Genomic DNA, 20782 nt, shown 5'->3' with positions numbered 1-20782 from the left:
CGCTCCACCCCGTTTCCCACGCCATGAGGGCTGCTGGAGATGGACGGTTACGACGACAGGTCCGACCCGACGACCGTCATGGTCGTGGACGACGTGGCGGCCAGCCGGTACGCCATGGGCGCCGTGCTGCGGCGCGCCGGGCATCGGGTGGTGCCCGTGGCGAGCGGCGGGGAGGCGCTCGTCGAGCTGGACGCGCGGCTGCACGAGGGCGCCCTGCCCGACGTGGCTCTCGTGGACGTCGGGCTGCCCGACATGAGCGGCTACGAGCTGTGCCGCCAGGTCCGGGCCCGTCCCTCCACGGCCACCCTGCCCGTCGTCCACTTCTCCGCCGCGGCCGTCGGCCCGCACGACCGGTGCAGGGGCCTGGACGCGGGTGGCGACGCCTATCTGACCGTGCCGGCCGAGCCCCAGGAGATCCAGGCCGTCGTCCGGGCCGCCGTGCGCGGGGCGCGTCGGCGCGGTGACTTCGAACTGCTCGCGCACCGGCTGACCCTGCTGTCCGAGGCGATCGTCACCGTGCAGGCGGCCCGCTGCCCGCGGGAGCTGGCCGACGCGGCGGCCGAGGGCGCGGCCCGGCTCACCGGCACCGACGCCGTCGTCTTCGTGCTCGGCCCGGACGGCGACACGGCCATCGGCACCTCCCGCAGCCGGCTCGTGATGCCGGACGCGAGTGCGCAGGAGGCGGTGGTACGCCTCATCTCCCGGATCGCCAAGGGCCGCATCGGGGTGCACAGCACGGTCGTGCCCGCGCCGCTGTGGCCCCCCGGGTTCTTCCGGACCGGGCGGCAGGACGACGCCCGGCTGGTGCTGGCGTTCACCAAGGAGGGGCACACCCCGGTGTGCGTCGCCACCCCCGCGCGCCGCACCTCGGGGGACACCGCGTCCCTCCTCCGGCTCGCCCAGGCCACCGCCTTCGCCGCCGAGCCGCTGCTCATGTACCAGGCGGAGCGGCACATCGCGCTCACCCTCCAGCGCAGCTTCCTGCCCCAGCCGCACCGGCTGCCCCGGCTGCCCGGCGTCGACCTGGTCGTGCGGTACGTGCCCGCGTCCCGGGAGACCGAGATCGGCGGCGACTTCTACGCCGCGCTGCGCACCCCGAGCGGCGTGCTCACCGCGGTCGGGGACGTCGTCGGGCACTCGCTGGAGGCGGCCACCGTGATGGTCGAGATCCGGCACGCGCTGCGCGCCTACTGCGTGGAGGACGGCGATCCGCGGGTGCTGGCCGAGCGGCTCGACCGGATGCTCACGCACTACCACCGCGAGGTCACGGCGACGGTCTGCCTGGTGCTCGCCGACCCCGCCACCGGGCACGCCCGGATCGCCAACGCGGGGCACATCCCGCCGCTCGTCGTGCGCGAGGGCGGCGAGGCCGAGTACGTGAAGGTGTGCGGCCCGCTGCTGGGCCTCGGCCTGAACCGGCCCGAGCCGGCGGAGATCATCCTGGCCCCCACCGACCGCCTGCTGATGGTCACCGACGGGCTGATCGAGACCCGCGGCGTCGACCTCGCCGTATCGATGGAACAACTGCGCACGGCCGCCGCCGCGGCCCCACCGGCACCGGCCGCCCTGTGCGACACCCTGCTCCGCTGCTTCGGCCAGGACCGGGAGGACGACATCGCGATGCTGGCCCTGCGACTAGGGTGAGGCCTGTTGCCGCCGTAGAACAGGAGTGCCCATGCCTCAGATCCTCGTCACCCGAACCGGGCGCGACGACGTCGACTGGGAGGGGTTCGCCGCAGCACTGAACCAGCTGGTCGTCGAGAAGGCGGCCGCCCGTCCGGAGGCGTGCAAGACGCAGGTCGTGCGCGGGGAGGACGTGGCGGTCGGGGACGACGTCGAGGGCCACGGCCTCGTGCACGTCTCGATCGGCCTGCTCGCCGGACGCACCGACGAGACCAAGGCGGAACTGACCGAGGCGGTGGTGGAACTGCTGCGCAAGTTCGTCCAGCCGCAGGACGGCTGCCGGATGCATGTCTCCGCCGAGGTCCGCGACCTCGACCCGTCCTACGCCAAGGCCGAGTACTAGTCCGGCCGGCTCTAGGACGCCAGCGCGATCAGCCGGGCGGCCAGGTCGCTGAACAGGCCGTCGGCCGGCTCGTCCCGGAGCATGCGGCGCAGCAGCGCCGCCATCTCCTCGTCGTGGGCGGCGCTGACGGCGGCCAGCGCGGCGAAGTCGTGCACGAGCTGGACCTCCAGCTCCTCGCGCGGGATGCGCCGGCCCTCCAGCCAGATCAGGGCCGTCGACTCGGCGAGCGAGATCCAGGAGCGGATGACCAGTTCCAGCCGCGCGGGCGGGTCCTCGATGCCCAGCTGCGAAAGGATCTGGTCATACGCGGCCTGCCGTACGGAGTTGACGAGCGCGTTCGTCGTGGACGAGCCGACCGCCGGGCCACCCCGCATCAGGGCCGCGAAACCGGGGCCGTGCTCGTCGACGAAGTCGAAGAAGCGGCGCATCACCCGCAGCAGCCGGGCCCCCCGGGGACCCTCGTGCGGCTCCACGAACCGGGACGCGAGATCGTCCGAGGCCCGCTGCAACGCGGCCTCGTACAGGCTGAGTTTGCCGGGGAAGTAGTGGTAGACCAGCGGACGGGAGATGCCCGCGGCCGACGCTATCTCGTCGATGGAGACCTCGTCGGGCGAGCGTCGGCTGAAGAGGTCGAGGGCGACGCCGATCAGCTGCTGCCGTCGCTCCTCGACGCCCATTCTGCGGCGTACCCCGGTAGTCATACGAACACCTTACCGATCGGATTCGGCCCTCGAACGGGCCGCATCGGCCAAGGGTGTTCACATGTCCAACACCAGGCGCTCACCGCGCGCCCGCGAGACACAGATGAGCATCGAGTCGTCACGCTCCGCGTCCGTCAGTAGCTCGTCCCGGTGGTCCACCTCGCCCTCCAGCACCCGCTGTTGGCAGGTCCCGCAGAATCCCTGCTCGCAGGAGTACAGCGTGTCCGGCAGCTCCTCGCGAACGGCGGCCAGCACGGACGAGCCGGGCGGCACGGTCACCGTGCGTCCACTGCGCCGCAGTTCGACCTCGAAGGCGCCTCCCGGCGCGGTGGCGCGTGGCGTGAAGCGCTCCATGCGCACCCACGGGAACCGCGCCTCGACCGCCGCCATCAACCCTTCGGGCCCGCAGCAGTAGACGGCGGCGCCCTCCGGCACCTCCAGCGTGTCGAGGTCGGGCACCCCGGTGACGACCGTCACCCGGTCCAGCTTCTCCAGTTCGTCCACGAAGGGCATCGACTCCCGCGACCGCCCGCAGTACAGCAGCCGCCACTCGGCCCCATCCGGCAGGGCCCGCAGCATCGGCAGGATCGGCGTGATCCCGATGCCGCCCGCGACGAAGACGTACGACTCCGCCTCGATGAGCGCGAACCGGTTCCGCGGCCCGCGCACCTCCAGTTCCATGCCCTCGGCCAGCTGCTCGTGCACCTCGCGCGAACCGCCCCGCCCGTCCTCCACCAGCCGGGTGGCGACGGTGTACGACGAGGTGTCCTCCGGGTCCCCGCACAGCGAGTACTGCCGGACCAGACCCGAGGGCAGCACCAGGTCCAGATGGGCGCCGGGTTCCCAGCGCGGCAGGTCGTGGCCCTCCAGACGCAGCCGTACGACACCGTCGGCGACCTTCTCGTGGGCGGTCACCAGCAGCCGGAGCGCCCGGGACCGGGGGCGCCCGGACGTCGGCTCGTCCAGCGCGGGCATCGGCCACAGCGGCGAGCCCTGGACGCGGCGGCGCAGCGCGCGCCTGGCGAGGACCGCGGCCCCCGTGACGACGAGGACCGTTCCGATGCGCGGCATCACTTGGCCCCCTTCTGCGCGGCCTCGGCGGCGAGCGCGGCGGGGGAGGAGGCCAGATAGGCCACCGCCTGCTCGGTGGAGCCCTCCTGGGAGGGGTGGTATGTCCGGCTCAGGTAGGTGGGGATCGAGCGCAGCATGGCCCCGGTGGTGGGCAGCACCCCGCGCCGGCCGCGCAGGTAGAAGGCCTTGAAGCTCGCCCTGCCGTCCAGCAGGGTCGGGTCGTTCGCCATGAAGAAGCGGGTCCCGCGCTGCCAGAGGAACACCAGCGCGGCGAAGGACAGGGCCCAGGTCCGCACGCGTCGCCGATAGCCGCCGTCGACATGCATGAACAGGTCGAAGGCCACGGACCGGTGCTCGACCTCCTCGGCGCCGTGCCAGCGCAGCAGATCCAGCATGGCGGGATCGGCGCCGCGCCGGTCCAGTTCCTCGGCGTTGAGCACCCAGTCGCCCAGAAAGGCGGTGTAGTGCTCGATGGCCGCGATGAGCGCGACCCGTTCCATCAGCCACCACCGGCGCGCCGGTCCCGGCGGCAGGGTCCGGTCCCCGAGCAGCTTCTCGAAGAACCAGTCCACCTGGGCGGTGTACGGCGTCGGGTCCAGCCCTTGCTCCCGCAGGTGCGGCAGGACCTCGTCATGGGCCTGGGAGTGCATCGCCTCCTGGCCGATGAACCCGATGACGTCCTCGCGCAGCCGCTCGTCCCGGATGTAGGGCAGGACCTGCTTGTACACGTGCACGAACCACCGCTCACCGGCGGGCAGCAGCAGATGCAGCACGTTGATGGTGTGCGTGGTGAACGGATCCCCCGGCACCCAGTGCAGCGGGGTGTCCTCCCACGAGAAGGACACCTTGCGTGCCTTGAGCGGTGTGCGCTCGTCCTCGACGGGTCGGGGCACCCGGGCCTGCTTGTTAGACATGGCGTCAATGTACTGACGGGTAAGTCCTAGGGGAACCCTCGTGCACCGACTTCCGGATCAGGCCTCAGCGCAGTCCGCTGATGGCTCGCCCGCTCTCCAGCGTCCCCTTCAGCTCGGCCTGCGCGCCCTGTTCGGCCTCCGCCGTCAGCAGACCGCCCTGCGCCGAGGCCTCCACCCCGCCCGTCGCCCGGACCGACGCCGTGTCCCGGCTGCCGGCCGCCAGCAGGTACCAGGACCCGCCCTGCGCCTTCCACAGCACCCCGGCCAGCACGTGCGGATCCCGCGGACCGCACGCCGGGACGTTCTCCGCCTTCGCCGCCACCGCCCCGTACGCACCGCCCGGGGTGCGGAACTGCGCCAGCACCCGCGTGCCGCCGCCCCGCCAGGTCTCCGCGCGGGTGCACACCCAGTCCGCGGTGCCGCTCGCGTCCGGCAGCGGCTGATGGGCGTACTCCCAGGCGTTCACCGTCCGCACCCCCTGTACCCGCACGGCGGCCAGCGAGCAGGCGTACGGCGCCCAGGTGCGCAGTTCCTCCGCGCCGGAGGCGTCCTTGGCGGAGCCCGGCCGCCCGGTGGTCAGCCGTGCCGGGACCAGCTCACCGAGGTCCGTCAGCACGCGGGTGTCCTCGGCGTCGGTCACCTGGAGGACGTTCCACGACGTGCAGTTCGACTCCTGCGCGGCCGGACTGGCCAGCGGCGAGGTCACGCCCTCGGTCAGGGTGAGCGCCATCGCCCCGGACGACGGCTTCAGCAGATCCCGCTCGGCCGCCTCCTCCACCCACGGCGCCAGCAGATAACGGACGTTGCCGTCGGACCGGCCCAGCACCACCGCGCTCGCCTCGGCGCCGGTCGCGCCGTCGACCCGCGCGAAGTCCAGGGCGGCACCGGCCGTGCCGTCCTTCGGCTCGGCGTAGCGGGCGATGCGCAGCCCGTCGTAGAGGATCACCACGCGCGCGTTGTCGACCACGCCCGCGTACAGCAGCTGCGGCGGGCCCGAGGGGCCGCCGGAGGGAGTGCCGGGGGTGACCGAGACGCGGACGCGCTCGCCGGGGCGGGCCCAGACCGCCAGGGCGCGGCGCAACAGCGCCCGGTCGGCGGCGAGTTCGCCGCGCGCGGGCCATACCGAGAAGTCGGTGCGTGAGGCCGACTGCCAGGCGGCCGGGGCGACCTTCGTCAGCCGGCTCGGGTCGAGGGCGGCCTCGGCGGCCGGATTCTTCGCGTACGACGGAGCCGCCGCGCCGTCCGGACCCCACCCCTCGCCGGGCAGCCCCAGCAGCGCCCCGCACACCACCAGGGCGGCCCCCGCGACCAGCGCGGCCTTCAGGTGCTGACGCCGGCGCATCAGATCGGTGGGCCGGGCCTGGAGCGAGCAGGGGTCGAACTCGGGGGAGTCGAGCAGCGCGTACCGCGCCTCGACGGTGTCCGCCTCCTCGAGTGCCGAGTCCACGTCCGCCACCCCGGCCGCCGTCAGCACCTCGCGCACGTCCCCGTCGGGCAGCTTCTCCAGGCCGCGCAGGACGTACACCGCGCGTGCCGCCCCGGACAGGGCCGACAGCCGCTGGTCCAGGGCGAGTTCGTCGGCGCCGCCCGAGCGCGGGAAGAGCCGCAGGCCCCGCACCTGGGGCAGCAGCGGCGGGAGCTGGGACCGCTTGGGCCACGCCTTGAGGGTCAGCGGCAGGCCCGCCTCCAGCGCGGTGCGCACCACCTGCAGCCGCACGAAGGCGTACCCGGGGTCCTGCTCACGGCCCGTCGACTGGGCCGGGATCACGGGCGAGGACGTCCGGCCCCGGGGCAGGGCCCGCTGGGTGAGGGCGTGGGCGGTCAGGACGCGCCGGTTGCGGCCGAGGCCCGGGGGCAGGACCAGGTAGGCGAGCCGGACCAGACGGGGGTAGTGCTCGACAAGCGCCGCCTCGGCCTGTTCGACGTCCACGACGGGGTCGGAGGCGGGTGTGGGGCGCGGGGCGACATCCTGTGACTGCACGTCCAGCCAAACGAGCGAACCGTTGGTTGGTCACCGCCACCCGGGTGACTCACGCCCGGGGCTCGACCAGCTCCCGCGCGTAGTTCGCCATCGACCGCTGATAGCGCGGGAGATGGGGCGCCAGCGCGCCCAGCACCAGGGACAGGCCCTCGCGGTCCCGGCCGAGGCTGGACAGGCACAGCGCCAGGGTGGCCCGCACCGCGTCGTCCAACTCGTCGGAGGGGGCGTCCAGTTCCGGCGTCAGCAGCTTGACGCCCTCCTCCGCCCGCCCGGTGTTCCGCAGCGAGCTGGACATCTGGATCTTCGCCCGGCGGGCCTTGTACCCGGTGAGGCCCCGCTCCAGGGCCTCCCGGTACAGCGGCACCGCCTTGTCGGAGTGGCCCGTGGAGTCCCAGGCGCAGGCCTGCTCGAACGGGCGGAGCGGGCTGCCGTCCGGGAGTTCGGCGACGAGGGCGTCGATCACGGCCCGGAAGTCGGCGGCCCGCTCCTCGGCGTAGTCGTCGAAGCTCGCCCAAGCGGCGGTCACGCGGTCTTCCCAGTCCTGGTCCACGGGCGTCACTCTCGCACGCGCGCGTGCACGGGGGCATCGGTATTTTGAGTGCTCCGCGCGCGGGAGCCGTATCCACCGGGAGGCCCCTGTAGGAGGAAGAGATGAAGGTGACCCGACCGGTGCTCGCGATGCTCGCGGCGCTCGTGCTCGCGGGGTGTGGTTCCGGAGGCTCCGACGAGGGGCAGGACGTGCCCGAGACGGCGTCCGGCAGTCTGGAGCAGCTCGCCGCCGAGGTCAGTTGCGCGCCGGACATCCAGATCGACGCCGACGACATCCGCCAGGCCATCTGCAAGGACGCCGACGGCAAGTTCATCCTCGCCACCTTCGCCACCGACCGCGGGCAGCGCGAGTGGATCAACGGCGCGAAGGACTACGGCGGTCACTACCTCGTCGGCCGCAAGTGGGTGGCCGTCGGAGACGAGACCAGCACCCTCACCGCGCTGCGCGAGACCCTCGGCGGGGACCTCGAGGAGGGCACGGACCACACGGCGCACACCGGCGACCACTCCGAGGGCCACTCCTCGGAACACTGAGCACACGCGAAGGCCGGCGGTGAGAACTTCTCACCGCCGGCCTTCCTCATGGCGTCACTGGCAGCGCTGGCCGGTGTTGATGCAGTTGACCATCTTGTTCATCAGCCTCGTGGAGAAGAAGTTGATGAAGTCGTTGTGGTCGGTGATCGGCTTGTGCAGGTTCTCCGGGAAGCTGTCCACCGCGTACGGGTTCACGACCTGACCGTTCTCGATGGTCGGCGCGGGAACGTCGTAGACCAGCCGGACCTGGAGCTGCGGGATCGCCTTGAAGCCGTTGGCGCAGGTGCCGTCGGCCTGGACGAACGCCACGTGGGTGCGGTGGTTGGCGCTGTCGATGTTCTGGCCGTCCCAGCAGCTCTGGAAGTTGGTCGTGCGGACCACGTCACTGCCCTCGGGGCAGATCGGGTACTTGTCCTCCAGCTGCACGCTGTTCTCGAAGCCGGTGCAGCTCCAGTTGACGTTCGCGTTGGCGTTGCCGTTGACGAAGGCCTTGGCGTCACCGGTGATGATGCGCAGCGCCTGCGGCATCGCGACGACCTTGCCGCGCTTGTTGCCGACGAACTTCAGCTGGGCCTGGACGGGTTCGAGGATCTTGCCCACGTTGCCCTCGGTGCCGCCGCCGGCGTTGTTCTGGTCGAAGTCCTGGCTGCCGTCCTGCAGACGCAGCACCGGCCAGAAGTACGACGACCGGTCGCCCTGGTTCTGGCAGGTGGTCTGCGCCCCGGCCAGCTCCTGGTCGCTCGCGAACGCGTCGTTGTTCTGGTTGCCGACGTAGTCGTGGAGGTGGTGGGCGCCGTTGCTGACACCCGGGGCCACGATCACGTTGTCGGTGTTGTGGTTGTCGTTGCTGTTGGTGCCGCACTTCGTGGTGAAGGTGCCCCGCGAGCCGGACCGGCCGTTGGCCCGCAGACCGTTGGCGCCGACGCCGGGCTGGGCGTTCGCCTGGACCTGGGTGATGTCGACGAAGTCGTCCGCGGTCGGGCCGTTGCCGCCCTGACCGCCGTTGCCCGGGTTCTGGCCGTCGCCCTGGTCCTGACCGTCACCCTGGTCCTGGCCCTGGTCCTGGCCGTCACCCTGGTCCTGGCCGTCGCCGTTCTGGTCCTGGCCCTGGTCGGCCTCGCCGTCGTTGGTCTGCGGCTGCTCGGCGGGGGTGCCCGTGCACCCGGACAGGTTGTCCAGGTCCTCCGAGGCACTGCCGCCGACGCGGTTGATCTCCAGCTGGATCCGGTCGATGATCGCCTTCCGGCGGTCCTTGAGCGGCTGGAGGATCGTGTTCTGGACGAAGCTCGCGTCTCCCGCCTGCGCGTCTCGCGTGGTCGCGAGCCGCTGGTAGGCCTCGGTGATCTGCTGGTCCAGGGTGGCCAGTTCCCCGTCGACCTCACCACGGGCCTGGGCCGGCACGTCGGTGAGCTGCTGGCCCACGTCGGGACAGTCGATCGTGGCGATCTGCGCCGAGGCCGACCTCGTCCGGTTCTGATCCGTGCCCGATTCATGCGCGGATGCGTAGAAGTTCGCCCAGATCAGCCCGCCCCCACCGAGCGCTAGGGCCGCCGATGCGGCTATGGCCTTGGTGGCCAGCGGCGTACGGCGTTTTCGTGTGTTGCGTCCCATGGAACTCCTCTGACTTCCTTGCGGGGCAGCGAGGCGCCCGACAGGAGTGAAGCGGCTCCGTTCCATACGGACGAAGTCCCAGAGGTGTTCAGCAGTCTCAGAAATTTCACGGCAACTGCCCTTGGGGGATTGCCATTTCAGCGCCCTTGGTCCAGATAGGCGAGAACCGCCAGGACGCGGCGATTGTCGTCGTCCGAGACCTCCAGGTCCAGTTTGGCGAAGATGTTGGAGGTGTGCTTGGCGATGGCCCGTTCCGTCACGACGAGCTGGGCGGCGATGGCCGCGTTGGACCGCCCCTGCGCCATCAGCTCCAGCACCTCCCGCTCCCGGGGGGTCAGCCGGTCCAGCGGCCGCCGGTCCTCGGCCGCCCGCCGGGTCAGCAGCTGCTGGATCACCTGCGGGTCCATCGCGGTGCCGCCGGCCGCCACCCGCCGTACGGCGTCCACGAACTGCTCCGCGTCGAACACCCGGTCCTTGAGCAGATACCCCACCCCGCCGTCCCCGTCGGCGAGCAGTTCGCGCGCGTACAGCTGCTCCACGTGCTGCGAGAGCACCAGCACCGGAAGGCCGGGTCTCGCCCGGCGGGCCCGCAGCGCGCACTGCAGGCCCTCGTCGGTGTGCGTGGGCGGCAGCCGTACGTCCACCACGGCGACGTCCGGCTCCAGTTCGGCCAGCGCGCTGTCGAGCTCGGGGCCGCTCTCGACGGCGGCGGCGATCTCGAAGTCGTAGGCCTGGAGGAGCCGGACGAGTCCGTCCCGCAGCAGGAACAGGTCTTCGGCTAGGACAACGCGCAAGGGATCTCCATGGTGACCATGGTGGGACCGCCCGCGGGGCTGCTGACGGCCAGGACGCCGTCGAATGTACCCAGTCGGCGTTCGACCCCGGCCAGCCCGGACCCGGCGCCGATCACCGCGCCGCCCCGGCCGTTGTCGGTGACCGTGACGCGCAGCATGCCGTCCCGGTGGTGCAGGTCGACCCAGATCCGGTCGGCGCCGGAGTGCTTCACGGCGTTGGTGAGGACCTCGCTGACGGCGAAGTACGCGGCCGACTCCACCGGTGCCTCGGCCCGCCCGGACAGCTCCACGGTCACCTCGGTGGCCGTCGGCAGCCGCAGCGCGAGCGCCCGTACGCCGTCACCGAGTCCGCGTTCGGCGAGGACCGGCGGATGGATCCCGCGCACCAGGTCGCGCAGTTCGGACAGGGCGTCGACGGAGGACTTGCGGGCCTGCGCGATGAGCTGCTTCGCCTGCTCGGGGTCCTTCTCGATCAGCATCTCGATCGTGCTGAGGTCCATGCCCATCGCCACCAGCCGGGCCTGTGCCCCGTCGTGCAGATCCCGCTCGATGCGCCGCAGTTCGGCCGCCGAGGTGTCCACGGCGTCCCGCCGGGTCTCGGTCAGCACCCGTACCCGCTCGGCGAGTTCGGCCGCGCTGGGGGTGAGGACCGCCCTGGTGAGCCGGAAGTGGAGCTGGAAGGCGCTCACGGCGTACCGGTGGGCGAGGACGAGCAGGACGGCGCCGAGCGCGGCGGCGCCGAACGCGGAGGTCTGGTCGCTGACCGGCACGAAGCCGTACCAGTACGGGCCGTACTCGCCGTACGGCCCGCCCGTCATGGTCCGCCACAGCCCCGCCGCCAGCGCGAACCCCTCCAGCGGGTACAGCACCAGCACCGCGGGGAGCAGCGCGGTGAGGAAACCGGCCGTCATGTCCACCGGCAGCCACCGCAGGTCCCGCCAGGTCGCCGGGTCGCGGAGCATCGCGAAGGTACGGGTCCAGGGGTTCGCGCCCCGCGGTATCGGCCGGTACGCCGACGGGATCCTCACCCCGCCCCACTGGGCGGCGACGCCCCGCCGCCAGTCGGCGAACGCCCGTACGCCGGTCAGCACCCACGGAGTCGTCACGATCCCGACGCCGATCGGGATCAGCGCGATGGACACCAGGGTGAGCGTGAAACAGAGCACCGCCCCCGGCAGCAGCACCAGTGAGAGTCCCAGTCCTCGCAGTGCCGCGATCACCATGCCCCGGGCCTGGCTGCCGCTCATCGTCTCTGTCGTCGTCATGCCGTCAGTCTGGACGAGCCGGGGGACCGGGTCACGGGGCCGGGGCCCCCGCTCAGGGGGTGGTGCCAGGTACACCTACGGCCGACTCCAGCACCTTCGCCTCCACCTCCGGGTCCAGGCCCTTCGCCGTCCGGTCCGTGCGCTGGGGCGCCGTACCGCCCAGCCCCTGGAGCCAGGCCCAGGTGTCGGCGACCGTCTCCTCGACGGGACGGCAGCGCAGACCCGTCTCGACCGCCCTGGACACATCGGCGCTGTGCAGCGCGTCGTGCATGTCGCTGCCCGGCGGCACCCAGACCGGCAGCTGGGTCCAGGGCTCTATCCCGGCGTCGAGGATCACCCGCGGTTCGGTCCAGCGCAGGTCGGCCGTGCCGCCGGTGACCGCGGCGCAGGCGTCCAGCAGCGTGCCCATGGTGGCGTGCCCGGGAGGCGAGATGAGGTTGTACGGCCCGCTGAGCCTTTGTTCGGCGGCGCCGAGTACCCATTCGGCCAGGTCGCGGCCGTCGACGTACTGGAGGGGCAGGTCCCGGGGGCCGGGGGCCAGCACCGGGCCGCCGCGGGCCATCCGGTTCAGCCACCAGGGCAGCCGGCCCACGTTCTCGTACGGCCCCAGGATCAGCCCCGCCCGCACCAGCGCCGAACGCCCCGCGCCGAAGGCGTCGAGGACGGCCAGTTCGGCGCCGCGCTTGTCCTGGGGGTACGCGGTCTGCCCGGCGTCCGGCGCCGCCCCGGTCACCACGACGGCGTCCTCGGCGTATCCGGCGGGCGGCGCCCACTCGTAGACCGAGCAGCTCGACACGTAGACGTAGTGCCCGACCCGGTCCCGCAGCAGCCGTGCCGTGTCGCGCACCGCGCGGGGCGCCCCGGACCAGGTGTCGACGACGGCGTCCCACTCGCCCTCGGCCAGCGCCGCGAGCCCGTCCTCAGCCGTGCGGTCACCGTGCAACGCCCGCACCCCGTCCGGCGCTTCGTGCCGCCCCCGGTGGAAGACGGTCACCTCCCACCCGCGCCCGACGGCCGCCTCCACGACGGCCCGCCCCACGAACTCCGTTCCGCCCAGCATCAGAAGTCTCATACCGGTGACTCTGCCTGGTCGGGACGGGGGAGGGAACAGCGCTCTGCCGTCAGCAGATCACTCGTGCGGCCGCGAGGACGATTCCTCAGTCGATCACGTCCGCCGTGGCCAGCAGCGTCCGGGCGGCGTCCCGGACGGTGTAGTCGAGGTGGCGGGCCTCGCCGGTCCCGAGGTCGGGGGCCACCCGGCGCGGCGACTCGGCAGCCAGCCGCAGCGCGGGCACGGTGAACCGGGGGACGAGACCGATCTCCGTGAGGGCCTTCACGGCGTCGAGTTCCCGGGGGTGGAACCGCTCGGCCGAGGCGAGGACGAGGGCGATGAGCTCGACGGTGTCCTCGGTCCGGCCGGTGATGCGCCACACGGCCAGCGCACCCTCGGCCCGGGAGGCGGGCGCCCGGCCGGGGGCGAGGAACGGCTCGACGAGCGGCAGCAGGGGCGCGGCGGCGGGGCCCAGCTTCCCGGCGTGGCCCACGGGCCACGACGACTCGCCGTGCGCCAGCTCCCGCCGCAGCACGCTCAGGGCCAACTCCGGTTCCCCGCTCACCCGGTGATGGGCCACGGCGGCCCGCAGCCGCAGGTCCTGGTGGTCGATCGCGGTCGCCTCCCGCAACGCCCGCTCGGCCGCCTCCCCACCGGCCGGACCCAGCCGCCCGAGCACGGACACGGCGTTCCACGCGTACCCGCCCTCAAGCCGCGGCACCAAAGCGGCCAGCTCGTCGACGATCTCCGCCGCCGCCTCCGGGTACCTCTTCAACAGCCCTATGAGGTACGGCGAGATGGCCTCGGGCCGCCGCGACACACTCCGCGCGACGGCCAGGGCCACGGGCAGGGCGTCGGCGCCGAAGGCCTCGGCCACGGCCACGGCCGCCCGGAACACGCCGTACGGCCCGGGCGCGGCTCCGGAGTCCTCCTCGATCAGGCGTACGGCCTCCTCGACGGCCTCCGGCGCCCGCGCGTGGGCCAGCGCGGTGACCGCTGCCGCCCGCATGAGCGGGTCGCCGGTGAGGTGGGTCCGTGCGAGGTCCCGCACGCGCGCGTGCAGCTCCGGCGGCAACTCGCGGACCAGTTGGGCCAGATCCTGGAGCTCCCAGGCATCCAACTCGGGCGGCAGCCACGGCAGGACGTCCGCCTCGCGGTCCCGCCAGCGCCCGACGATCCCGAAGGCCAGCGGCACGCCCTGACGCAGGGCCCGGACGGCGGCGTCGGGGTCGTCGAGGAGCCGGTCGGTGAAGGGTGTGTAGGGGACGGGCCAGTAACCGCCGTACCGTTCGTGCGGGTCCTCGGCGTACGCCCCCGCGCCGACGTCCACCAGGTCACCGGGCAGCGGCAGTTCGGCCGTACGCAGCAGGTCCTCGGCCGCCGCGATCCTGAGCCGGGGCTCGGGGTCGGTGAGCAGGGCGTGCCGCCATTCGCCGTCGCCCGCGTCCAGCAGCGCCAGCGCGGTCACGACCTTGCCGCGCACCTCGGGGTCGGGCTCCTCGGCGAGACGGGCCCGCAACAGGGGGAGCAGGGGCAGGGCGTACTCCTGGCCGCACGCGGCGATGAGGAGCAGGACGGCTTCCCGTACCCGCGCGTCGGTGTCGTGCGCGAGGTGCGACAGGGGCGGCAGGGCGACGGCCACGGCCCGTCGCGCGGCGGCACGCAGTTCGGCCCGCCCATCGCCGTCCGCGATGCCGCCGAGCAGCCACAGCAGTTCCGCGCGGTGGCCGGGGCCCTCCAGGGCGAGGCGGGCCAGTTCCGGCACCGCGTGGACCGAGGCCGGGTAGACGGTTCCCTGGTGGCACAGCGAGGAGACCAGTTCCTCCGTCGCCTCCTCGCGCGCCTCCGCGTCCTCGGATGCCATGGCCCGCAGCAGGGCGGGCACGTCCTCGGCGGAGCCGTAGGCGTGCTCCAGCTTCCCCCAGTCGATCTCCATGGCAGCGCACGATACGCAGAAGGGGCGCCCGCCGTGTCGGCGGGCGCCCCTTACCGGGAAGGCTGCGGATCAGACCTGGCCGGCCTTCTCCAGGGCGGAGCAGCAGGTGTCCACCAGCAGGCGGGTCACCACGTACGGGTCGACGTTGGCGTTCGGACGGCGGTCCTCGATGTAGCCCTTGCCGTCCTTCTCGACCTGCCACGGGATACGCACCGAGGCGCCGCGGTCGGAGACGCCGTAGGAGTACTTGTCCCACGGGGCGGTCTCGTGCAGACCGGTGAGGCGGTCGTCGATGCCGGCGCCGTAGTTCTTGACGTGGTCCAGCGGCTTGGAGCCCTCGCCGAGGGACTCGCAGGCGGTGATGATCGCGTCGTAGCCCTCGCGCATCGCCTTGGTGGAGAAGTTGGTGTGGGCGCCGGCGCCGTTCCAGTCGCCCTTGACCGGCTTGGGGTCGAGGGTGGCGGAGACACCGAAGTCCTCGGCGGTGCGGTAGAGCAGCCAGCGGGCCACCCACAGCTGGTCGGAGACCTCCAGCGGGGCCAGCGGGCCGACCTGGAACTCCCACTGTCCGGGCATGACCTCGGCGTTGATGCCCGAGATGCCGAGACCGGCCTTCAGGCAGTTGTCGAGGTGGGCCTCGACGACGTCACGGCCGAAGATCTCGTCGGCGCCGACACCGCAGTAGTAGCCGCCCTGCGGGGCCGGGAAGCCGCCCTTGGGGAAGCCGAGCGGGTAGCCGTCCTTGAAGAAGGTGTACTCCTGCTCGATGCCGAAGATCGGCTCCTGGGCGGCGAAGGTCGCCTCGACCTCGGCCAGCGCGGCACGGGTGTTCGTGGCGTGCGGGGTGAGGTCGATGTTCAGGACCTCGCAGAGCACGAGGATGTCGTCGCCGCCGCGGATCGGGTCCGGGCAGGTGAAGACCGGCTTGAGCACACAGTCCGAGGCGTGGCCCTCGGCCTGGTTCGTGGAGGATCCGTCGAAGCCCCAGATCGGCAGCGCGTCGAGACCGGCGGGGGAGCCCGCGATGATCTTGGTCTTGGAGCGGAGCTTGGCCGTCGGCTCGGTGCCGTCGATCCAGATGTACTCAGCCTTGAAGGTCACGGGACACATCCTTCGGGGTGGGTCTCTAGGCGCACTGCGGGTGCTGCGGCGCTGCGGCACTGGGGCGCCGCGCTTGATGCCCGCGAGCCTGTCAACAGGCGATTTCCCGGTCATTGCTCGAATGTGAACCCCGTGTTACCTGGGGGTGGTGTGGCGCGACTCACGGTGTGAGGGCGACGAGGGCCCTTCACGCGCCCGGGTCCGTGCCCGCCCGGGCCTTCACGCACGCGGGCCCTGCCGCTCCTGGCCGGGAGCGGCAGGGCCGGACACGTGACGCGGTTCCGGCGGTCCGAGACTCACCCCACCTTCTCGATCACGGCCCGGCGGATCAGGAACTTGCCGGGCTCACGGACCTGTTCGAAGGCCGCGTTGTTCAGCAGGACACAGGAGCCGGACACCGAGGTCACCTCCACCGTCGTGGACTTGTTGTTGTCCAGGTTGGTGACCTTCAGCTTGGTGCCGGCCGGGAACTGGTTGCTGGACGCGGCCGGGGCGCCGCCCTCACCCGAGAGGGTGACGGTGGAGCCGTTGCAGACCTGCTGCCCGGAGCCGGCCTGGTTCGCCGGCTGCGAGGGCTGAGCGGGCTGGGCCGGCTGCGAGGGCTGCGCCGACTGCTGGCCCTCGGCGGGCGGCGCGGCGGGCTGTGCCGCCTGGGAGCCCTGAGCCGACTCCCCGACGACGCACCCGGACGCCTCCTGCTGGACCTTGATCTGCGCGATGACCGCCTCGCGGTTGGCGATCCGGGCCTGCGACTGGGCGTCCGGGTTCGCCTTCTGGCCCTCGATGAACCGCTGGTTGTTGCCGAGCGCGGTGGCCAGGCCCTGGCAGACACTCGACTCCGCGGCCGACTTCGGCGACGGCGCGGCGTTCGAGGTGGCGGCCATGACGAAGGCGCCACCGCCCGCGACGGTCGCCGCGCTGACCAGCAGCGCGACCTTCTTCTTCGTACTGAGTGTTCTCCTGCGTGACATACGCGCCTCCTGGGTGGTGGGGAGCTGTACGCCGCTATGTACGAGATACCGAACGAAGTTACTCAGCGGTTACAGGAGTCACTTAAGTGACCTGTGTCACAAGGGAGTTGGGGTGGAATCGGGGCTCGGCCACCTGGCGGAGTCGGGGCCGGTCATCCCTCGGAGCCGTCGCCCTCGTATGCCATCACGTCGTCGTGGACGTACTGGAGCAGCCCCTGGGTCTGCCGGGTCAGCTCGTCCACGCGGGTTTCGGAACCGTCGCCCCACTGCCCGTTGGCGAACACGACGGACCGCACGGTCATCCGCCGCTCGAAGACCCCGGACGACCCCGGCGGCACGGTCGGCAGTCCCGCCTCCGGTGCCGGGTCCAGCGAGACGACCTGGTAGGTGACCGGGTCCATGGAGGCCATCATGAACACCCGCGAGGCGTCCTCGACGTTCTCGAAGCTCAGCACGGAGACCGTCACCTGCGAGCGCCGGTCCGCGTCCGTGAACAGGGCCGCGGTCATCCGCGCGCAGGGCTCGCCCTGCTCGATCAGCTCCGCCAGCTCCTGGGACATCCCGCGCGCGCAGTCGGTGGTGGTCACGAGGTCGACGCGCTCGTAGGCGGACCCGTCCTCGAGCGTCACCGTCTCCTTCGGGAACGCCTGCTGCGGGCCGATGATCGGGCGGGCCAGGAGCGAGGGCAGCGCGCTCGGGGCGTTGGACGGCGTGCCGACGTCCACGCGGGGGACCGCGGAGGTGGGCGACGGTTCCGGGGTGGCGCTCGCGGTCGGCTCCGGGGCCGCGGCGGTGTCCTCCCCGTCGCCGCCCAGGAGCAGCAGGGACCCGGCGGCGACGGCCACGGCCAGGACACCGCCCGTCACGGCGGCCGCCACCCGGCGACCGCGCCGCCGGTGGATCCGCTCCTGCTCGGCGGCCCAGGCGGCCTGCGGGTCCGGCTGGGCGGGTTGGCCGTACGGCGTTCCATGATCATGGAAGGTCATGGCGGCGGAGGGTAACAGCGCGCGGAGCCCGCGCTCACCCCGAGCGACAAAGCCTCAACAACCGTATGCGGAGGTCACTTTCGGGACAGCGCGTCCCGTACGGCGTCGTCGGTGCGGGCCACGACCGCGGTGCCGTCCTCCGCGGTGATGATCGGGCGCTGGATGAGCTTGGGGTGCTCGGCGAGGGCCGTGATCCACCGCTCCCGGGAGTCCTCGTCCCGCGCCCACTCCTTCAGCCCGAGCTCCTTGGCCGCGGCCTCCTGGGTGCGGGTGATGTCCCACGGTTCGAGGCCGAGCCGCTCGAGTACGGCGCGGATCTCGCCCTCGGTCGGTACGTCCTCCAGGTAGCGGCGGACGGTGTAGTCGGCGCCCTCGGTGTCCAGCAGGGTCAGGGCGCTGCGGCACTTGGAACAGGCGGGGTTGATCCAGATCTCCATGTGCCCACGGTAATCGGTGGGTTCGGGGGCCGGCTCTGTTCGATTTTTCCCGGCCTCAGGAATCCCACCCGAAGCTACCGTGACAGACCGACAATTACCCGTTTCACCAGGGAGTTTGATGGATTTGGCGGACTGCTGATTGTCAGTGGTGGGCAGTACACTGGTAGCAGTGTTCGAGGGCGTCGCCGGAGTGTCCGGACGACGGCGCCCCGACCGCGACAGGAGGATGCCCGTGCCCGCTGCCGCACTGAAGCCGAAGTCGTTGCCGACCCAGTCCACCGCGAAGCGCCCTGTCCTGCTGGACCTGCCGTACGCGCCGCTGGAGAAGCGCCCGCTGCCCCCGGGCCGCCCGCGCGACTGGTACATCACCCACAACCGCCGCCTCAAGGCCCTGCGCCTCGCCATAGCCCTGCTCGACTCGGGCGTCTACATGCCCAACCAGGCCCGCAACGAGACGATCCGCGACACGGCGGAACTGATCGGCGTGCACCCGCCGTCGGACACGACGTGCCACATGGTCCGAGCGCTGATGCGCTACTCGAGGTGACGTGCGGCCGCGGCTCGGTCGTACCCGCCTGGTGCCGCGTCAGGCAACGTTCGCCCCGTCACGTCGCCCGGCACGCGCTCTCGCCGCACCGGGCACAAGCCCAAGTACGTCCAGTACGAGGGCTTGCACCCGGCACGCCGAGAGCACGCACCGGACGCCGCTCCTTGACGGGCAACGTTGCCTGACGCGGCACTAGCTGGGCCGGGCCGGCTGTGGGCTGATCAGTGCCGGGAGCCGGGTCGTGCGGGGCTTGGCCTGGACCTCGGCCACGGCCCGGGGGAGTGCCTGCTCGACGCCGTGGACCACGGACAGGTGCCGCTCCGCCCGGCCGAACGCCGTGTAGACCCAGGGACGGCTGAGCGCCTGCGCCGCGTCGCCGGGCAGGACGACCACGACCGCCGGCCACTGACCGCCCGCCGCCTGGTGCGCGGTGAGTGCCCAGCCGTGCCGGACGGACTGCTCCACCCGCTCCTTCGGCACGACCACGGCCTCACCGACGCAGGACAGGTGCAGCCCGTCGGCGTCGGCCTTCACCACGCGGCCGGGCAGCGTACGTCCCGGCGCGGGGCTGTAGGCGATCCGGTCACCGGGGTCGAAGCCGCCGAAACGGCCGGGGCCGGGGTTGAGCCGCTCCTTCAGCGCGACGTTGAGCGCGCGGGTGCCGGCCGCACCGCCGTGGCCCGGAGTGATCACCTGGGTGTCCTCCGGCGGCACCCCGATGGCCCGCGGCACGGAGTCGGCGACGAGCTGCACGGTCCGGTGGACGGCCTCGCCCGCGTCCCGCACCGGCACGATCACGACCTCCTTGCCGGGCGCCTCGACCTGGTTCAGCTCACCGATGCCGATGCCCGAGACCAGCTCACCGAGCGGACCGGGATCGGGCCGCCGCGAGGCGACCTGCGGACACACCCGCGCGGCCAGCAGATCCGCGAACACCCGCCCCGGACCCACGGACCACAGCACCCCCGGGTCCCCGGCCAGCACCAGCCGGGCCCCGTCCGGCAGCGACTCCGCCACCAGCGCGGCCGCCTCGACGTCCAGCTGAGGGGCGTCGAGCACGACGAGCAGATCGAGATCCAGCGCCCCCTCGGCATCCCGTCCGGGCCCCTCGGCCCCGCCGAGCAGCCCGGCCAGGGTCGCGACACCGGGCCCGCCCTCCTCCAGCAGCGCCCCGAACCGTCCCCGGCCCAGGGGACTGTGGGCGGCGGCCCAGGCACGCAGGCCCATGGCGTGTGCCGCGCGGAGCAGGGCCGCCGGTTCGGCGAGCGATGCCGTTCCACCGGTGTGCAGGACCAGGGCGTGACCGGCGACCGCGCGGATCAGCTCGCCCGCGGAGCCCCCGGCAGCGGCGGCGGCCTCCTCCCAGGCCTGCGCCGAACCGTCCTGCTTGAGAACGGAGTTGATCAACCGGCCCAGTCCGTCCGCGAGGCTCTCCTCGGCGAGGGCGTAGCGCTCCAGACCGACCAGCACCCGAACCGGCCGCTCCTCCTCCTCGTCCTCCGCCGCCGGAGCGTCGTCGAGCGCGTCCTGAAAGGCCAGCGCCTCGCCCTCGGCGAGGGTGTTCTGTACGGCGGTGTCGGCGTCGGGCACGCCCTGGCGGGCCAGCGCCGCGGTGAGGGTCGGCAGCTCCAGCGCCGTATGCCCCGCCACGGCCGCCTGTTCCAGCAGCCAGACGGTCAGCGCCCGTCCCCGCCGCTCGTCGTCCGGCCCGCACTCGGCGCCGAGCAGCGCCCGCGCGAACCCGTCTGCCTGCTCGGGCCGTACCCCGGTGACCCGCAGCAACTGCCAGGGGTCCGCCCGCAACTCCTCGTCCGCGCCCTCCCCGAGCACGGCCGCGACCTGCCCCGCGAGCGCGTCCGGAGCGCCTCCCTCGGTCAGCACCCGCCGTACGCCCGCGACGGCTTCGGCCGCGGGTGCCGCCGGTGCCTCGGCCACCACGGGCTGCGTGCGCCGCGGCGGTTCCGGGGCCGTCCGGCGACGCTCGGGCTCGGGCTCGGCGAAGACGGTGGCCGCGGGCTTCGCGCCCCCCTCCACGGCCCGTACCGCCGCCAGCAGATCCGCGGCCGTCCCGCTGAGCTTGGCCCCGGCCTCGATGGGCCCGGCCTTCTCCGCCTTGCGTCGCGCGATCCGCTCCCGCTCGACCCGCTGCGCGGCCAACTCGGCCTCGGCCTCGGACGGCCGAGCGGCACCCTCAGCGGCCTCGGCACTCGCACCGTCCCCGGCGGCCTCGGCACCTGCCCTGCCCTCAGCGGCCTCGGCGCCCGCACCGTCCCCGGCGGCCTCGGCACCTGCCCTGCCCTCAGCATC

19 protein-coding genes are annotated in these 20782 nt (G+C 72.7%); 4 read left to right on the top strand and 15 right to left on the bottom strand.

All coding sequences use genetic code 11. From position 1 onward, the window contains the following. The first annotated feature begins 39 nt into the window (after positions 1–39). Together ACWDRW_RS33905 and ACWDRW_RS33900 are read left to right on the top strand one after the other, a co-directional pair. Complete coding sequence (locus ACWDRW_RS33905) at positions 40–1644, top strand: SpoIIE family protein phosphatase (RefSeq protein ID WP_451730321.1); 1605 nt, start codon at positions 40–42, stop codon at positions 1642–1644. A 31-nt stretch (positions 1645–1675) separates the two neighbouring features. After that, on the top strand, positions 1676–2026 hold the full coding sequence (locus ACWDRW_RS33900; protein WP_451730318.1) for a 5-carboxymethyl-2-hydroxymuconate Delta-isomerase: 351 nt from the start codon (positions 1676–1678) through the stop codon (positions 2024–2026). A gap of 11 nt (positions 2027–2037) precedes the next feature. Here ACWDRW_RS33900 and ACWDRW_RS33895 read toward each other — a convergent pair whose 3' ends face one another. From ACWDRW_RS33895 to ACWDRW_RS33875, 5 genes are all read right to left on the bottom strand, one after another. Beyond that, positions 2038–2727 carry a TetR/AcrR family transcriptional regulator gene (locus ACWDRW_RS33895; protein ID WP_451730315.1) on the bottom strand — a complete coding sequence of 230 codons (690 nt, stop codon included), beginning with the start codon at positions 2725–2727 and terminating at the stop codon, positions 2038–2040. Between the two features lie 57 nt (positions 2728–2784). Next, positions 2785–3798, bottom strand: a complete 1014-nt coding sequence (locus tag ACWDRW_RS33890) for a PDR/VanB family oxidoreductase (protein ID WP_451730312.1) — start codon at positions 3796–3798, stop codon at positions 2785–2787. Beyond that, positions 3798–4712, bottom strand: a complete 915-nt coding sequence (locus ACWDRW_RS33885; RefSeq protein ID WP_451730309.1) for a metal-dependent hydrolase — start codon at positions 4710–4712, stop codon at positions 3798–3800. Before ACWDRW_RS33885 ends, ACWDRW_RS33890 begins: the two co-directional genes overlap by 1 nt. Positions 4713–4776: 64 nt before the next feature. Beyond that, positions 4777–6693, bottom strand: a complete 1917-nt coding sequence (locus ACWDRW_RS33880) for a hypothetical protein (RefSeq protein WP_451730306.1) — start codon at positions 6691–6693, stop codon at positions 4777–4779. 49 nt (positions 6694–6742) lie between these two features. After that, positions 6743–7243 carry a tetratricopeptide repeat protein gene (locus ACWDRW_RS33875; protein WP_451730303.1) on the bottom strand — a complete coding sequence of 167 codons (501 nt, stop codon included), beginning with the start codon at positions 7241–7243 and terminating at the stop codon, positions 6743–6745. A 101-nt stretch (positions 7244–7344) separates the two neighbouring features. On the opposite strand from ACWDRW_RS33875, the gene ACWDRW_RS33870 reads away from it, so the two are divergent. Further along, the gene (locus ACWDRW_RS33870; protein ID WP_451730300.1) at positions 7345–7776 is read left to right on the top strand and encodes a hypothetical protein; all 432 of its coding nucleotides are present in this window, start codon (positions 7345–7347) and stop codon (positions 7774–7776) included. A gap of 54 nt (positions 7777–7830) precedes the next feature. Here the strand turns inward: ACWDRW_RS33870 and ACWDRW_RS33865 are convergent, their stop codons facing one another. The 9 genes from ACWDRW_RS33865 to ACWDRW_RS33825 all read right to left on the bottom strand — a co-directional run bounded on the left by ACWDRW_RS33865 (position 7831) and on the right by ACWDRW_RS33825 (position 17928). Next, positions 7831–9387 (bottom strand): DUF1996 domain-containing protein, encoded by a 1557-nt coding sequence (locus ACWDRW_RS33865; RefSeq protein ID WP_451730298.1) that lies wholly within the window; start codon positions 9385–9387, stop codon positions 7831–7833. Positions 9388–9524: 137 nt separating this feature from the next. Further along, positions 9525–10181 (bottom strand): LuxR C-terminal-related transcriptional regulator, encoded by a 657-nt coding sequence (locus ACWDRW_RS33860; protein WP_451730295.1) that lies wholly within the window; start codon positions 10179–10181, stop codon positions 9525–9527. Further along, a complete protein-coding gene (locus ACWDRW_RS33855) occupies positions 10166–11446 on the bottom strand; it encodes a sensor histidine kinase (RefSeq protein ID WP_451730293.1) in 1281 nt (426 codons plus the stop codon). The genes ACWDRW_RS33860 and ACWDRW_RS33855 overlap by 16 nt, the downstream gene beginning before the upstream one ends. Before the next feature lie 52 nt (positions 11447–11498). After that, positions 11499–12518, bottom strand: a complete 1020-nt coding sequence (locus tag ACWDRW_RS33850; protein WP_451730290.1) for an NAD-dependent epimerase/dehydratase family protein — start codon at positions 12516–12518, stop codon at positions 11499–11501. Positions 12519–12603: 85 nt separating this feature from the next. Beyond that, complete coding sequence (locus ACWDRW_RS33845) at positions 12604–14433, bottom strand: hypothetical protein (RefSeq protein WP_451730287.1); 1830 nt, start codon at positions 14431–14433, stop codon at positions 12604–12606. A gap of 69 nt (positions 14434–14502) precedes the next feature. Further along, on the bottom strand, positions 14503–15534 hold the full coding sequence (gene glnII / locus ACWDRW_RS33840; RefSeq protein ID WP_451730285.1) for a glutamine synthetase: 1032 nt from the start codon (positions 15532–15534) through the stop codon (positions 14503–14505). A gap of 296 nt (positions 15535–15830) precedes the next feature. Beyond that, complete coding sequence (locus ACWDRW_RS33835; RefSeq protein ID WP_451730282.1) at positions 15831–16505, bottom strand: hypothetical protein; 675 nt, start codon at positions 16503–16505, stop codon at positions 15831–15833. 152 nt (positions 16506–16657) lie between these two features. Then, positions 16658–17491 carry a hypothetical protein gene (locus ACWDRW_RS33830; RefSeq protein WP_451730279.1) on the bottom strand — a complete coding sequence of 278 codons (834 nt, stop codon included), beginning with the start codon at positions 17489–17491 and terminating at the stop codon, positions 16658–16660. Positions 17492–17565: 74 nt separating this feature from the next. Next, on the bottom strand, positions 17566–17928 hold the full coding sequence (locus ACWDRW_RS33825; protein WP_451730276.1) for an arsenate reductase family protein: 363 nt from the start codon (positions 17926–17928) through the stop codon (positions 17566–17568). A gap of 232 nt (positions 17929–18160) precedes the next feature. Between ACWDRW_RS33825 and ACWDRW_RS33820 the strand changes: the two genes are divergently transcribed. Beyond that, the gene (locus ACWDRW_RS33820; protein WP_451730274.1) at positions 18161–18475 is read left to right on the top strand and encodes a hypothetical protein; all 315 of its coding nucleotides are present in this window, start codon (positions 18161–18163) and stop codon (positions 18473–18475) included. 192 nt (positions 18476–18667) lie between these two features. Here ACWDRW_RS33820 and ACWDRW_RS33815 read toward each other — a convergent pair. Beyond that, positions 18668–20782, bottom strand: a 2115-nt coding sequence (locus ACWDRW_RS33815; protein ID WP_451730271.1) for an ATP-binding domain-containing protein, incomplete at its 5' end; no start/stop codon positions are given.

The organism is Streptomyces sp. NPDC003635 (assembly GCF_053587635.1).
The sequence above is the reverse complement of the archived record's forward strand: the minus strand, read 5'-3'. Positions and strand labels throughout refer to the sequence as shown.

Coding starts and splice junctions, on each gene's coding strand:
- ACWDRW_RS33905 (WP_451730321.1), top strand. CDS start 40: ATGGACGGTTACGACGACAGGTCCGACCCGACGACCGTCATGGTCGTG.
- ACWDRW_RS33900 (WP_451730318.1), top strand. CDS start 1,676: ATGCCTCAGATCCTCGTCACCCGAACCGGGCGCGACGACGTCGACTGG.
- ACWDRW_RS33895 (WP_451730315.1), bottom strand. CDS start 2,727: ATGACTACCGGGGTACGCCGCAGAATGGGCGTCGAGGAGCGACGGCAG.
- ACWDRW_RS33890 (WP_451730312.1), bottom strand. CDS start 3,798: ATGCCGCGCATCGGAACGGTCCTCGTCGTCACGGGGGCCGCGGTCCTC.
- ACWDRW_RS33885 (WP_451730309.1), bottom strand. CDS start 4,712: ATGTCTAACAAGCAGGCCCGGGTGCCCCGACCCGTCGAGGACGAGCGC.
- ACWDRW_RS33870 (WP_451730300.1), top strand. CDS start 7,345: ATGAAGGTGACCCGACCGGTGCTCGCGATGCTCGCGGCGCTCGTGCTC.
- ACWDRW_RS33865 (WP_451730298.1), bottom strand. CDS start 9,387: ATGGGACGCAACACACGAAAACGCCGTACGCCGCTGGCCACCAAGGCC.
- ACWDRW_RS33855 (WP_451730293.1), bottom strand. CDS start 11,446: ATGACGACGACAGAGACGATGAGCGGCAGCCAGGCCCGGGGCATGGTG.
- ACWDRW_RS33850 (WP_451730290.1), bottom strand. CDS start 12,518: ATGAGACTTCTGATGCTGGGCGGAACGGAGTTCGTGGGGCGGGCCGTC.
- ACWDRW_RS33845 (WP_451730287.1), bottom strand. CDS start 14,433: ATGGAGATCGACTGGGGGAAGCTGGAGCACGCCTACGGCTCCGCCGAG.
- ACWDRW_RS33835 (WP_451730282.1), bottom strand. CDS start 16,505: ATGTCACGCAGGAGAACACTCAGTACGAAGAAGAAGGTCGCGCTGCTG.
- ACWDRW_RS33830 (WP_451730279.1), bottom strand. CDS start 17,491: ATGACCTTCCATGATCATGGAACGCCGTACGGCCAACCCGCCCAGCCG.
- ACWDRW_RS33825 (WP_451730276.1), bottom strand. CDS start 17,928: ATGGAGATCTGGATCAACCCCGCCTGTTCCAAGTGCCGCAGCGCCCTG.